This window comes from Streptomyces nodosus (assembly GCF_008704995.1).
GTDB classification, from domain to species: Bacteria; Actinomycetota; Actinomycetes; order Streptomycetales; family Streptomycetaceae; genus Streptomyces; species Streptomyces nodosus.
The window spans coordinates 4,861,556-4,874,248 of the sequence record NZ_CP023747.1; the positions used below are offsets into that span (position 1 = coordinate 4,861,556).

14 protein-coding genes are annotated in these 12,693 nt (G+C 72.9%); 8 read left to right on the top strand and 6 right to left on the bottom strand.

What is annotated here, in order from left to right:
- Window positions 1–4: 4 nt before the first annotated feature.
- A complete protein-coding gene (locus CP978_RS22025) occupies window positions 5–1,201 on the top strand; it encodes a sensor histidine kinase (protein ID WP_043449216.1) in 1,197 nt (398 codons plus the stop codon).
- Window positions 1,198–1,812, top strand: a complete 615-nt coding sequence (locus tag CP978_RS22030; RefSeq protein WP_043443610.1) for a response regulator transcription factor — start codon at window positions 1,198–1,200, stop codon at window positions 1,810–1,812. Before CP978_RS22025 ends, CP978_RS22030 begins: the two co-directional genes overlap by 4 nt.
- Before the next feature lie 37 nt (window positions 1,813–1,849).
- Here CP978_RS22030 and CP978_RS22035 read toward each other — a convergent pair whose 3' ends face one another.
- Both CP978_RS22035 and CP978_RS22040 read right to left on the bottom strand, forming a co-directional pair.
- On the bottom strand, window positions 1,850–2,701 hold the full coding sequence (locus CP978_RS22035) for a transglutaminase family protein (protein WP_043443612.1): 852 nt from the start codon (window positions 2,699–2,701) through the stop codon (window positions 1,850–1,852).
- 17 nt (window positions 2,702–2,718) lie between these two features.
- Entirely contained in the window at window positions 2,719–3,828 is a 1,110-nt protein-coding gene (locus CP978_RS22040; protein ID WP_043443614.1) for a GNAT family N-acetyltransferase, read from the bottom strand.
- Between the two features lie 140 nt (window positions 3,829–3,968).
- Between CP978_RS22040 and fdxA the strand changes: the two genes are divergently transcribed.
- The gene (fdxA, locus tag CP978_RS22045) at window positions 3,969–4,289 is read left to right on the top strand and encodes a ferredoxin (protein WP_043443616.1); all 321 of its coding nucleotides are present in this window, start codon (window positions 3,969–3,971) and stop codon (window positions 4,287–4,289) included.
- 124 nt (window positions 4,290–4,413) lie between these two features.
- Window positions 4,414–5,556, top strand: a complete 1,143-nt coding sequence (locus CP978_RS22050; protein ID WP_052454235.1) for a bifunctional succinyldiaminopimelate transaminase/glutamate-prephenate aminotransferase — start codon at window positions 4,414–4,416, stop codon at window positions 5,554–5,556.
- A gap of 71 nt (window positions 5,557–5,627) precedes the next feature.
- On the opposite strand, the gene CP978_RS22055 is transcribed toward CP978_RS22050, so the two are convergent.
- Entirely contained in the window at window positions 5,628–6,056 is a 429-nt protein-coding gene (locus CP978_RS22055; protein ID WP_043443618.1) for a hypothetical protein, read from the bottom strand.
- A 350-nt stretch (window positions 6,057–6,406) separates the two neighbouring features.
- Entirely contained in the window at window positions 6,407–7,363 is a 957-nt protein-coding gene (locus CP978_RS22060; protein ID WP_079162251.1) for a VldE C-terminal domain-containing protein, read from the bottom strand.
- Window positions 7,364–7,546: 183 nt separating this feature from the next.
- On the opposite strand from CP978_RS22060, the gene dapE reads away from it, so the two are divergent.
- Together dapE and CP978_RS22070 are read left to right on the top strand one after the other, a co-directional pair.
- Window positions 7,547–8,626 carry a succinyl-diaminopimelate desuccinylase gene (dapE, locus tag CP978_RS22065; RefSeq protein ID WP_043443620.1) on the top strand — a complete coding sequence of 360 codons (1,080 nt, stop codon included), beginning with the start codon at window positions 7,547–7,549 and terminating at the stop codon, window positions 8,624–8,626.
- Window positions 8,627–8,815: 189 nt separating this feature from the next.
- Complete coding sequence (locus tag CP978_RS22070) at window positions 8,816–9,574, top strand: LOG family protein (RefSeq protein WP_043443622.1); 759 nt, start codon at window positions 8,816–8,818, stop codon at window positions 9,572–9,574.
- A 94-nt stretch (window positions 9,575–9,668) separates the two neighbouring features.
- Here the strand turns inward: CP978_RS22070 and folP are convergent, their stop codons facing one another.
- A complete protein-coding gene (folP, locus tag CP978_RS22075; protein ID WP_043443624.1) occupies window positions 9,669–10,529 on the bottom strand; it encodes a dihydropteroate synthase in 861 nt (286 codons plus the stop codon).
- 157 nt (window positions 10,530–10,686) lie between these two features.
- On the opposite strand from folP, the gene CP978_RS22080 reads away from it, so the two are divergent.
- Window positions 10,687–11,040: a DivIVA domain-containing protein gene (locus CP978_RS22080; protein ID WP_043443626.1), complete on the top strand. Its 354-nt coding sequence runs from the start codon at window positions 10,687–10,689 to the stop codon at window positions 11,038–11,040.
- Window positions 11,037–11,618, top strand: a complete 582-nt coding sequence (locus tag CP978_RS22085; RefSeq protein ID WP_043443628.1) for a DNA-3-methyladenine glycosylase I — start codon at window positions 11,037–11,039, stop codon at window positions 11,616–11,618. Before CP978_RS22080 ends, CP978_RS22085 begins: the two co-directional genes overlap by 4 nt.
- Before the next feature lie 22 nt (window positions 11,619–11,640).
- Here the strand turns inward: CP978_RS22085 and chcB are convergent, their stop codons facing one another.
- Window positions 11,641–12,444 (bottom strand): 2-cyclohexenylcarbonyl CoA isomerase, encoded by an 804-nt coding sequence (gene chcB, locus CP978_RS22090; protein WP_150478395.1) that lies wholly within the window; start codon window positions 12,442–12,444, stop codon window positions 11,641–11,643.
- Window positions 12,445–12,693: the final 249 nt, after the last annotated feature.

Here is a 12,693-nt window from a genome sequence, read left to right on the forward strand (position 1 = left end):
CGCCATGACGGACGACCCGCGGTCCGGCGCGGTCCGGCCGGAGCGGCTGCCGCGCTGGGGGCAGCCGCCCCGCAACCGGCGCGAGCTGCTGCGCAAGTCGCTGTGGATCGGCATCTGGCTGGTCTTCCTCAGCTCGCCGGTCCACGACCTCGTCTCCGGGCACCACACCGCCGGCGGCATCGTGGGCGGCTCGCTGGGCCTGGTGGCCTTCGTCTGGCTCTATGTGGCGCTGGTCTTCCGGAACATGTCGGGCAGGCCGCTCCCGCGGCGGCCGGTCGTCCTCCTCCTGGTCGTGCTCGGCGCGCTGGCGGCCCTGCTCTGCCTCACGCTCGGTCCGCACTGGCTCGGTCTGTTCGTCTATGTCTCCGTCGCCTGCGGGGCGACCCTGCCGTTGCAGACGGCGTACTGGGCGATCGGGGCGACCGCCGCCCTGATGTGGCTGGTGGGGCTGCACGTCGGCGAGGACGTCGCCCGGGACCTGGTCCTGCTGGTGGTGCTGATCGGGTTCGCGATGACCGGAGTCGGCCAACTGGTCCGCACGACGGTCGAGCTGCGCAAGGCCCGCGCCACCGTCGCCCAGCTCGCCGCCAACGAGGAACGGCTGCGGCTGGCCCGCGATCTGCACGATCTGCTGGGCCACTCGCTCTCCCTGATCACGCTGAAGAGCGAGCTCGCCGGCCGGATGCTCCCCGGCCGGCCCGACGAGGCCGCCCAGCAGGTCGCGGACATCGAACAGGTCAGCCGGCAGGCCCTGGTCGACGTCCGTGAGGCGGTGACCGGCTACCGGCGCCCGCGGCTGGCCTCCGAGCTCGCGGGCGCCCAGGTCGCGCTGACCGCCGCCGGGGTCGTCGCGGACGTGCCCGTGGAACCGGACCTCACCGAGATCCCCGAGGAGAGCGAGTCCGCCCTCGCCTGGGCGCTGCGCGAGGCGGTGACCAATGTCGTACGGCACAGCGGCGCCGGGCGCTGTGCGGTGGAGGTGCTGAGGCGGCAGACCCTGGACGGCCCGCTGCTGGAGCTGTCCGTCGAGGACGACGGCTCGGGCGGCTCGGGCGAGACCCCCGGGAACGGACTGACGGGCCTGGCCGAGCGGCTGGCGAAGGCCGGTGGGACGCTGCAGGCGGGCCCCGTCAGGCATGGCTTCCGGCTGGTCGCACGCGTGCCGGCCGGACCCGCGGGACACATAGGATCCGGGGCATGAGCCGCACGATCAAGGTCCTGCTCGCCGAGGACCAGTCGATGGTCCGGGAGGCGCTGGCCGCCCTGCTGGGCCTGGAGGAGGACATCGAGGTCGTCGCCCAGGTCGCCCGGGGCGACGAGGTGCTCGCGGCGGCCCGCGCCCGCCCGGTCGACGTGGCCCTGCTGGACATCGAGATGCCCGGCGCCACCGGGATCGAGGCGGCGGCCGCACTGCGCCGCGAGCTTCCGGCGCTCAAGGTGGTCGTGCTCACCACCTTCGGACGCCCCGGCTATCTGCGCGCCGCCATGGAGGCGGGCGCCGACGCCTTCCTGGTCAAGGACGCCCCCGCGGCCCAACTCGCCGCGGCGGTACGCACGGTGCTCGCCGGGGAGCGTGTCATCGACCCCACGCTGGCGGCCGCCGCTCTGGCCGACGGCGCCAATCCGCTGACCGACCGCGAACGCGAGATCCTGCGCGCCGCGGCCGACGGCTCCACCAACGCGGAACTCGCCGCGGCCCTGCATCTGTCCCAGGGCACGGTCCGCAACTACCTCTCCACGGCGATCCAGAAGCTGGCGGTGCGCAACCGGGCGGAGGCGGTCCGGATCGCCCGCGAGAAGGGCTGGCTGTAGCGCCCCGGCGCTGAAGCGGCCCCTAGCCGAGCCGCGCCTAGTTGAGCCGCGCCCGCGCCGCCCCCGCCTGCCCGCGCAGCCGCTCCGCCGCGTCCGGGTCCACCGCCGACACCACCTCCGCATAGGCGTCGAACTCGGCGGCGCCGCCCAGGAAGTCCCCGCGCTGCACAAGGAGCCGGGCGCGCTCGTAGCGCAGCCGGGCCGGATGCGAGGGCAGGGACAGGGACAGCTCCACCGCCCACAGGGCGACGTCCGACCGCTCCGGCCGGGCGGCGGCCCAGGCGCGGATGTTGTTGAGGATCCGCTCCACGACATCGAGCGGATCGGCGGGCGCGAGCATCGACGGGTCGAGCGGCGCGCCCGTGGCCCCGGCGACCAGCAGCTCCGCGTCACCGCCGGTCAGCACCCGGCCCCCGTCGAAGGGATCGGCCAGCACCTGGTCGTCCGGCGGACCGAAGCCGACCACGAAATGACCGGGCAGGGCGACCCCGTACACCGGACCGCCCGCCCGCCGCGCCACCTCCATCCACACCACGGACAGCAGGATCGGCAGCCCGCGGCGCCGCCGCAGCACCTCGTGCAGCAGTGAGGACTCCAGGTGCTGGTAGTCCGCGCCGCATCCGTGGAACCCGTGGCGGCCGCCCAGATGGTCGGCGAGCGTGGCGGCCCAGGACCGCGGCCCGCCCGGCGCGAAGGGCACCTGACCGGCCAGCCGGTCCAGCTCGATCTGCGCGGCGTCCATTCCGGCCTCGTCCAGGGTCGCGTCCGCCGCCGCGCCCACCAGCAGACAGAGGGTCACCAGGTCGGGCCGCGCGGAGCGGGTCTCCTCGCCGAACAGCCGCCGCACCTCGGCGGCGCGTTCCGGTTCCGGGGGTTGCAGGGCGTGCATGGGAGTCTCGAAACCTCTCACGGGCCGACGGTGCCCGGGGCGCCGGTGCCCGGGCCGTCCGCGGCCGGGGCGCTAGTGTCCGGGGTGCTCGCCTCGTCCGGGCCGCCGGGGCCGTCCGGCTCCCGGTAGTGGTGATACGCATGATGTGCCCCGAAGCCCAGCCGCGCATACAGCGCCCGGGCACCCGTGTTGTCCGTCTCCACCTGGAGCCAGGCCGCCGAGGCGCCCTCGTCGAGCGCCTGCCGGGACAGCGCGGCCAGCACCGCGGTGGCCAGGCCCCGCCGGCGCTGCTCCGGGGCCACCTCGACCGCCGCGAACCCGGCCCACCGCCCGTCCACCACACAGCGTCCGATCGCGGCCGGAGGGGCGCCCTCCGCCACTCCGGGCACCGTGGCGAACCACACCGAGGGCCCGCCGCCCAGCACCCGCAGCGCGGCCTCGCCGAGCCCCCCGCGCCGGTAGCGGGCCAGCCAGGCCTCGTCGGCGGTGCGGGAGAGCAGGACCCCCGCCGTTTCGTGGTCCGCCACGGGCGCGAGCTCACCGGTCCACACCTCGGCGGTCACCTCCCGGGTCCAGCCCCGGCTCTCCAGCTCCGCACAGAGCGTCTCCTGGGTGTCCTCCGCCCCGGTCGCGAGCTGCAGCCGGGCGGGCAGCCCACGGGCCGCGTACCAGCGCCGTACGGCCGTCAGCGCCTCGTCCAGGGGCAGCCCCGGGTCGCCGAGCGGCAGCACCGAGTTGGCCCGGCGGGTGAATCCGGCGGCGGCGCGCAGCTCCCACGCGCCGAGCCGCTCGTGCTCCAGGGGCGGCCAGCCCCGGGCGCAGATCCGCGCCAGCTCCCCGTACGAGGCCACCGGACCCCGGCGGCGGCCCGGAGCACCCGCGCGGGAGCCGCCGGCGGCCGGGACGACCTTGCCGGCAACCAGCGAGGACTCCGATATCCGGACGCTCTCCCCGTTCCGTCGTGTGATCAGCAGCACACCACGGTCCCATGATGTGAGAACCCCGACCGTGTCGGTGAACTTCTCACCCGTGGCGCCAGGTTCGTTCCACCGCCGTACGGAGACGCGTTTTCCCACGTCAGCCGCGGTGATGCGGACCTCGAGCCGCGCACCCGCAGAGATTTCCACAGGTCAGTTCACCCCTCGTGTTCGGATCATGCCCAAGAACGGAGATACTAGGTGCGGGCATCGACGACGCCGCGCTCCCGCGCGCCAGGCGGCGGAGCCTGAGGAGGCCCGCCAGCGCCCTACCGAGGAGGAACGACAGCGTGACCTACGTCATCGCAGAGCCTTGTGTCGACGTCAAGGACAAGGCGTGCATCGAGGAGTGCCCGGTCGACTGCATCTACGAGGGCCAGCGGTCCTTGTACATCCACCCGGACGAATGCGTCGACTGTGGGGCCTGTGAGCCGGTCTGCCCGGTCGAGGCCATCTTCTACGAGGATGACACTCCCGAGGAGTGGAAGGACTACTACAAGGCGAACGTCGAGTTCTTCGACGAGCTCGGCTCGCCCGGTGGCGCCAGCAAGCTGGGGCTGATTGAGCGCGATCACCCCTTCATCGCGGCGCTGCCCCCGATGAACCAGTAGGCGGCCGCACACCCGTGTCGCCCCGGTCCCGTGCGGTGCCTCTGTGCACCGCACGGGACCGTTGTTTTTGGTGCCCGTACGCTCGTAGCGGGAGCCCGTCGTCCCAGAAAGTGAGCCGATCCCCGTGTCCGCAGCCCCCGGTCCCTCTCCCTCCGCCCCCCGCCGGCCGTCCGGGCACTCGCTCGCCGACCGCCTCCCCGTCTTCCCCTGGGACAAGCTGGAGCCGTACAAGAAGACGGCCGCCGCGCATCCGGGCGGAATCGTCGACCTGTCCGTCGGCACCCCGGTCGACCCGGTCCCCGAGCTGATCCAGAAGGCCCTCGTCGCCGCGGCGGACTCCCCGGGCTATCCGACGGTCTGGGGCACCCCCGAGCTGCGGGACGCGATCACCGGCTGGGTGGAGCGCCGTCTGGGCGCCCCGGGGGTCACCCACCGCCATGTGCTGCCCGTCGTCGGCTCCAAGGAACTGGTCGCCTGGCTCCCGACCCAGCTGGGCCTCGGCCCCGGCGACCGGGTCGCGTACCCGCGGCTCGCCTACCCGACGTACGAGGTCGGCGCACGCCTGGCCGGCGCGGACCACGAGGTCTACGACGACCCGACCGAGCTCGACCCCACGAATCTGAGGCTGCTCTGGCTCAACTCCCCGTCGAACCCGACGGGCCGGGTGCTGGCCAAGGAGGAACTGGCCCGGATCGTGTCCTGGGCGCGGGAGCACGGCGTCCTGCTCTTCTCCGACGAGTGCTACCTCGAACTGGGCTGGGAGGCCGACCCCGTCTCGGTGCTGCACCCGGATGTGTGCGGCGGCTCGTACGAGGGCATCGTCGCGGTCCACTCGCTGTCCAAGCGGTCGAACCTGGCGGGCTACCGGGCGGCCTTCCTCGCGGGCGACCCGGCGGTCCTGGGCCCGCTCCTGGAGATCCGCAAGCACGGCGGCATGATGACCTCGGCGCCGACCCAGGCCGCGGTGGTGGCCGCGCTGGGCGACGACGCTCACGTCCGCGAGCAGCGCGAACGCTATGCGGCCCGCCGCGGGGTGCTGCGGGACGCCCTCCTGAAGCACGGTTTCCGTATCGAGCACAGCGAGGCGAGCCTGTATCTGTGGGCGACCCGCGAGGAATCCTGCTGGGACACCGTCGCCGACCTCGCCGACCGGGGCATCCTGGTGGCCCCCGGCGACTTCTACGGTGTGGCGGGCGAGAAGTTCGTACGGGTGGCCCTGACGGCGACGGACGAAAGGGTGGCGGCCGCGGTGGAGCGCCTCGGCTAGTGCTGTGACAGACATGCCGGAGGGAGGGCCCGGGCGCTGCCCGGACCCTCCCTCCGCCGGTTCCCGGTCGATCAGCCGCCCAGTGGCGTCCCGTTCAGCGGGAGCTGCGGCCCCGGCACCCCGCCCCTGGTGGCGTCACCCAGCAGTGCGCCGGCCCCGGACGCCGCGTTCCCGGCGGCCCGCTGAGCGGTCGGCACCGCCGTCCGGACGGCCTTCTGGCCGGTGTCGCTCGCGGCCGGCACCGCCTTCTTGACCGCCTGGCCGGCCCGGACCGCCTGGCCTCCGGTGTCGCCCGTGAGCCCGGTGACGTTGCGGGCGGCTCCGTCGACGGCGGTGCCGGTCCCGGCGCCGTCCAGGGCGGTCACACCGGCCAGGTCCGGCGTGGCCGGCAGGCCGGTCGTCGCCGCGCTGGCGGAGCCGGCCGCACCGACCACGGGCGCCGCTCCCGCCGCGATCAGCAGCGCGGCACGGGCGATCCGGCGGGTCAGAGGGAGGGACATGATGCTCCTTAGACGGGAGAGAACGGTGAAGTGCCCAAGGGCGACCGGGAGTTGACCGTCGGAGGCTGCCCCCGAGGCCGACCGTTCCGGGCTCGGACGCCGTGACTACCGCTCGAAGCCCGCGAAGGTTGCGGCGGGCCGACGCAAAGAGTTGGCAATGCGTCGCATTATCGGGTGGGGATGAAATCGGGCGAACGGACCCCGGCCGGACAGCCCGCCGAACCCTCAGATCCCTTTGTTCCCAAGGGGTTTCGCGGTCAGGGCATGGGACCCGACGGCAGCGGCGCGCCTCGTCGACGAGGCGCGCCGCGCACAACTCCTCAGGCTGAAGGCTCGTACGGCTGCCCGGTCTACTCCCCGGTGACGATGCGGACTTCGGAGGCCGAGGTCGCCGCCCCGGCGTCACCGGTCGTGCGCCACTGGCCCGCGAAGCCTCCCCGCGACCACTCGCGGCCCGCGAAGGAGACCCGTGAGATGTGCAGCGCAGACGAGTTGGCCACCGCCCAGTGCGCCAGCTCCCAGCCCTGCTCGGCCGGGGTGCCCGAGGCGGCCGGCTTGTGGGGCACCGGGACCGTCACCGCATTGGCGGCCGGCTTCCGCGGGGCCGGGGAGGGCTCCGCGGACTGTCCCGTGCCGCCCTCTGCGCCGGTGGTCTGCAGCACATCGCGTCCGAAGTCCCTGACCAGTGCGGCCCGTACCGCGTCCGGGCCGCCGTTGGGCGTGGTGGCCGGGCGTCCCTGGCAGGTCAGTGTGGCGGCCGACCGTCCGGTCAGTGCCGCGGCGAGCAGGGCCGCGTCCGGCTCGTGCTTCGCGTATGCGTCGGGAAAGCCGCTGCGCTGTACGCGCTGCGCGGCCACGGTCAGTGGCAGCTCCTGATAGTCAGGCACCTTGACCAGGTGCTCGTAGAAGGCGCTCGCGGAGTACGTCGGATCCATGATCTGCTTCGTGGTGCCCCAGCCCTGTGAGGGGCGCTGCTGGAACAGGCCGATCGAATCGCGGTCGCCGTGGTCTATGTTGCGCAGCGCCGACTCCTGGAGAGCGGTCGCCAGCGCGATGGTCACCGCGCGCTCGGGCAGATCGCGGGTGGTGCCCACGGCGGAGATCGTCGCCGCGTTCACCGCCTGCTCCGGGCTGAATTCGTAGGATCGCTTCTCGCCCTTGTCCGAGACCACCCGGCATCTCGGCGCGGCCGAGCCCGTGAGGTACTGAACGGCGAGATAGCCGGTGAGAGCGAGCAAAACCACCAAGGCCGCCCCGAAACGGAGAAGGCGGCCACGGCGTCGGGGGGAGGGGGACGGCTCTGACACGCGTACAAGGTACTGGAGACGTCCCGAGGCGATTCCCGGGGCTGTGGACAACTCCTGGGAGGGGGACGGGAGGACCGGCGCGCCGGTGCCGCGGCGGGTGGTGTTTGCCCGTCAAAGCGAACCTTGCCCGCCGGGCGTCGCCGCGGGGCGGGCGTTCCTGGCCGGGGCGTTAGGGTCGACACCATGGCCGATACCCCTCTTGACCTCACGCTGGACGCCGCGCGGCTCACCGCGCAACTCGTCGACCTGCCCTCCGAGAGCGGCACCGAGAAGCCCCTCGCGGACGCGATCGAATCCGCGCTGCGCGCCCTGCCGCACCTGACGGTCGACCGGTACGGCAACAACGTCGTGGCCCGGACGAACCTGGGACGGCCGGAACGCGTCATCCTCGCGGGCCATGTCGACACGGTCCCGATCGCGGAGAACGTGCCCTCCCGCCTGGACGAGGACGGCGTGCTGTGGGGCTGCGGCACCTGCGACATGAAGTCGGGCGTCGCGGTCCAGCTCCGTATCGCGGCGACGGTCCCCGAGCCCAACCGCGACCTCACCTTCGTCTTCTACGACAACGAGGAGGTCGACGCCCGTCTGAACGGCCTGAAGCATGTGGCCGAGGCGCACCCGGAATGGCTGGCGGGCGACTTCGCGGTGCTGCTCGAACCCTCCGACGGCCAGGTCGAGGGCGGCTGCCAGGGCACGCTGCGGGTCCTGCTGAAGACCCGGGGCGAGCGGGCCCACTCGGCGCGCGGCTGGATGGGCTCGAACGCGATCCACGCGGCGGCCCCGATCCTGGCCCGGCTGGCCGCGTACGAACCGCGGTACCCGGTGATCGACGGACTGGAGTACCGGGAGGGCCTGAACGCGGTCGGTGTCTCGGGCGGGGTCGCCGGGAACGTGATCCCCGACGAGTGCGTGGTCACGGTCAATTTCCGTTACGCCCCGGACCGCACCGAGGAGGAGGCGATCGCCCATGTCCATGAGGTGTTCGCGGACTGCGGGGTGACGGAGTTCGAGGTGGTGGACCACAGCGGTGGTGCCCTGCCCGGCCTCTCCCACCCGGCCGCGGCGGCGTTCATCGAGGCCGTCGGCGGCACCCCGCAGCCCAAGTACGGCTGGACCGACGTCTCCCGGTTCAGCGCGCTCGGCGTCCCGGCCGTCAACTACGGCCCGGGCAACCCGCACTTGGCGCACCGGCGGGACGAGCGGGTGGAGACGGCGAAGATCCTCGCCGGGGAGGAACGACTGAGGGCCTGGCTGACCTCCTGATCCGCCACCCGGGGGCCGGGGGACGACGGCGTACGTCGGTCATGCACAGGTCCCCCGTCCTTAACCCGCGTGGATCTACGCTGGGGTGGAACGACCTTTCCCAGGCTCTCGGCGGCTCCCCGCCCCCGGCTCCGGCCGGGCGCGGGGAGTCCCTGAGCGGGGAAGGACCCCGAAGCGGAGGGAGCGCACATGCCTACCGGCAACCCCGAGGGCAAGAAGGTGCCGCCGGACGAGCAGCGGCTCGGGCCGGTGCTGCGCAGGCGGGGCCAGGTGACGAGGAGCACCACGGACCAGCGCCTGCTGGACGAGCGCGCCCCCACGGACTGGGTCCACACCGACCCCTGGCGGGTGCTGCGCATCCAGTCGGAGTTCATCGAGGGCTTCGGCACCCTGGCCGAACTCCCGCCCGCGATCAGCGTGTTCGGTTCGGCGCGGACACCGGTGGACTCGCCCGAGTACGACGCGGGCGTGCGCCTCGGACGCGGTCTGGTGGAGGCGGGCTGGGCGGTGATCACCGGCGGTGGCCCGGGCGCGATGGAGGCCGCGAACAAGGGCGCCTGCGAGGCCGAGGGGGTCTCGGTCGGTCTCGGTATCGAGCTGCCCTTCGAGCAGGGTCTCAACCCCTATGTCGACATCGGGCTGAACTTCCGCTACTTCTTCGTCCGCAAGATGATGTTCGTCAAATACGCCCAGGGCTTTGTGGTGCTGCCGGGCGGCCTCGGCACGCTGGACGAACTCTTCGAGGCCCTGACCCTGGTCCAGACCCAGAAGGTGACCCGCTTCCCGATCGTCCTCTACGGCACCGCGTACTGGGGCGGCCTGGTGGACTGGATCAGGAACACCCTGGTCGCCCAGGGCAAGGCGGGGGAGAAGGATCTGCTCCTGGTCCATCTGACGGACGACGTGGAGGAGGCGGTGGCCCTGGTCTCCAAGGAGGCCGGCCGCTGAGCCACCGGTGCGTCCTCGGGGCGGCCGTGCCCCGGGGACGCCGGGCAGGGCCCGGCGCGCACGGGAACGGCCCGTGCCGCGCCCGTCCGGTGCGTTACGCCAGCCCCCGGCGGGCCACCGCGGGCGGCCGGTGACCGGCGATCGACGCCACCATGTCCAGGACCTGCCGTGTCTCGGCGACCTCGTGCACCCGGTAGACCTGCGCCCCCAGCCACGCCGACACCGCTGTCGTCGCCAGGGTCCCCAGCAGCCGTTCCTTCACCGGCTTGTCGAGCGTCTCGCCCACGAAGTCCTTGTTGGACAAGGACACCAGCACCGGCCATCCGGTGGCGACCATCTCCTCCAGCCGCCGGGTCGCCTCCAGACTGTGCCGGGTGTTCTTCCCGAAGTCATGGCCCGGATCGATCAGCACCGACTCACGGGGCACCCCCAGGGCCACCGCCCGCTCGGCCAGCCCCACCGTGGCCCGCAGGACGTCGGCCATGACGTCGTCGTACGCCACCCGGTGCGGACGGGTCCGGGGCCGCGCTCCCCCCGTGTGCATGCACACCAGCCCCACCCGGTACCGCGCCGCGACCTCGGCGAGCCGCGGGTCGACCCCGCCCCAGGCGTCGTTGAGCAGATCCGCCCCCGCCTCGCACACCGCCTCACCGACCTCGTGCCGCCAGGTGTCCACGCTGATCACCACATCGGGGAAGCGCCGTCGCACCTCGGCGACGAAACCGACCGTGCGCCGCGCCTCCTCCTCGGCCGTGACCTCTTCCCCGGGTCCGGCCTTGACCCCGCCGATGTCGATGATCGCCGCGCCCTCGGCCACCGCCTGCTCCACGCGCGCGAGGGCCGGTTCGTCGCGGAACGTGGCCCCCCGGTCGTAGAAGGAGTCCGGGGTCCGGTTGACGATCGCCATGACGACCGGCTCGTGCGCGCCGAATTCCCGCCTGCCCAGCCTGAGCATCCCCTGTGACCTCTTCCCACGTCCGTCCCTCGGCCTCCTGCGGCCTCAGGTGTCCTGGTTGTCAGCGTCGCATGGCACGATCTGACCCAGACACATTCGACAACGGCACTTCCGTGCCGGCGCCCCGGGGCCGGTACCGAGCGTGGGGACCTCAGTGATGTTCATGTTCTTCTTCCTGGTCGTCGCGCTCGCCGTCGTGGTGGCCGCGGTGACCCTGGCCGTGCTGGGCGGCGGCGGGCGCGGCCCCCTGCCCCATGTCGCGCCCGATCTGTCCGGTGACCACTCGCTGGCGCCGGACCGTCCGGTCGGCCGCGAGGACGTGGACGCCCTGCGTTTCCCGCTGGTCCTCCGCGGCTACCGGATGGCGGACGTGGACGACGCGCTGGGCCGGCTCGGTGCCGAGCTCGACGAGCGGGACTCCCGTATCGCCGATCTGGAGGCCGCGCTGGCCGGCGCCCGTGCGGGCAGGGGCGCCGGCCCGGACCGGGGGACCGAGGAGGAGCAGCGGTGAGCGGGGAAGCCCTGGCGGGACCCGACGGCGTCCGACGCTGTCCGTGGGCCCTGTCCACCGAGGACTATGTGGCGTACCACGACCAGGAGTGGGGCCGGCCGGTCCACGGCGACGACGCGCTGTTCGAGCGGCTGAGCCTGGAGGCCTTTCAGTCGGGCCTGTCGTGGATCACGATCCTGCGCCGTCGCGAGGGGTTCCGCACCGCCTTCGCCGACTTCAGGATCGTCAAGGTGGCCGCCTTCACCCAGGCCGACCAGGAACGCCTGCTGGCCGACCCGGGGATCATCCGCAATCGCGCCAAGGTCGAGGCGACGCTCTCCAACGCACGCGTGCTGGCCGACTGGGCCCCGGGCGAGCTGGACGAGCTGATCTGGTCGTACGCGCCCGAGAGGACATCGCGCCCTGCCCCCAGCTCCCTCGCCGACGTTCCGGCGGTCACCACCGAGTCCACGGCCCTGTCCAAGGACCTGAAGAGACGCGGCCTGCGCTTCGTCGGCCCGACCACGGCCTATGCGCTGATGCAGGCCTGTGGACTGGTGGACGACCACCTGGCCGGCTGCGCCGCCCGCAACAGTTGATCCGGGCGGCGCACGGCCGCCCTCAGCGCCCCACGTACCTCGGCTTCTGCTTGTCGACGAAGGCCCGCACCGCGATCGCATGGTCCTGCGAGGCCCCCGCGCGGCTCTGCAGTTCGTCTTCTTTCTCCAGGGCCTCGTCGAGGGAGTGGGAGAGCCCGTGGGCGAGGGACTCCTTGAGCGAGGCGTAGGCCAGCGTCGGCCCCTCGGCCAGCGAGCGGGCCGTCTTCTCCGCCTCGGCGCGCAGCTCGGCCAGGGGGACCAGCCGGTTCGCGATGCCCCACTCGTACGCCTGCCGGGCGTCGATGCTGCGCGGGAAGAGCAGCAGATCCGCGGCGCGGGAGGGGCCGACGACGCGGGGGAGCGTCCAGGAGATTCCGGAGTCCGCGGTGAGCGCGACCCCGGCGAACGAGGTGTTGAAGGCCGCGGTGTCCGCGACGATCCGGTAGTCGGCGGCGAGCGCGAAGCCGAAGCCGGCTCCCGCGGCGATCCCGTTCACGGCGGCGACCACGGGCTTGGCGGCATGGGCCAGGGCCCGCACGATCGGGTTGTAGTGCTCCCGGACGGTGCTCATCACCCCGCCCCCGGAGCCCGGCTCCTGGGCCTGGAGCACTCCGATGTGCTCCTTGAGGTCCTGCCCCACACAGAACGCCCGGTCCCCGGCGGCGGTGAGCAGGATCGCCCGCACGCCGTCGTCGGCCGCCGCCTCCTGGGCCGCGTCCCGCAGGGCGACCTTGGCCGCGACATTCAGGGCGTTCATCGCCTCGGGGCGGTTCAGCGTGATCGTCGCGAGTCCGTCGCTCACCTCGTAGAGCACGGTGTCGGCCATGGTGATCCCCTCCGGTGTCGCGGCCGGGCCGTACCGGTCGGTACGTCCCGCGTCGAAGACAGCATGGCGGAGATCATCGCGGGTGGAACGGACCGGAGGTGTGACCTGCGTCAAAGAATTTCCGCCCGTGTCCGGCCGGTGGATGTCCGTGCGGTGGCGCAGTATCACAGCCACATCGCCGAATTGAGTGGTTTTGCTCGCGCGTGTTGCCCAAGCGATGCCGACCGATGTTGGTCATCGGGTCATGAG

Excerpts from the sequence above, each read along its gene's own strand:
- CP978_RS22025 (WP_043449216.1), top strand. The coding sequence starts at position 5 with ATGACGGACGACCCGCGGTCCGGCGCGGTCCGGCCGGAGCGGCTGCCG.
- CP978_RS22030 (WP_043443610.1), top strand. The coding sequence starts at position 1,198 with ATGAGCCGCACGATCAAGGTCCTGCTCGCCGAGGACCAGTCGATGGTC.
- CP978_RS22035 (WP_043443612.1), bottom strand. The coding sequence starts at position 2,701 with ATGCACGCCCTGCAACCCCCGGAACCGGAACGCGCCGCCGAGGTGCGG.
- CP978_RS22055 (WP_043443618.1), bottom strand. The coding sequence starts at position 6,056 with ATGTCCCTCCCTCTGACCCGCCGGATCGCCCGTGCCGCGCTGCTGATC.
- dapE (WP_043443620.1), top strand. The coding sequence starts at position 7,547 with ATGGCCGATACCCCTCTTGACCTCACGCTGGACGCCGCGCGGCTCACC.
- CP978_RS22070 (WP_043443622.1), top strand. The coding sequence starts at position 8,816 with ATGCCTACCGGCAACCCCGAGGGCAAGAAGGTGCCGCCGGACGAGCAG.
- folP (WP_043443624.1), bottom strand. The coding sequence starts at position 10,529 with ATGCTCAGGCTGGGCAGGCGGGAATTCGGCGCGCACGAGCCGGTCGTC.
- CP978_RS22080 (WP_043443626.1), top strand. The coding sequence starts at position 10,687 with ATGTTCATGTTCTTCTTCCTGGTCGTCGCGCTCGCCGTCGTGGTGGCC.
- chcB (WP_150478395.1), bottom strand. The coding sequence starts at position 12,444 with ATGGCCGACACCGTGCTCTACGAGGTGAGCGACGGACTCGCGACGATC.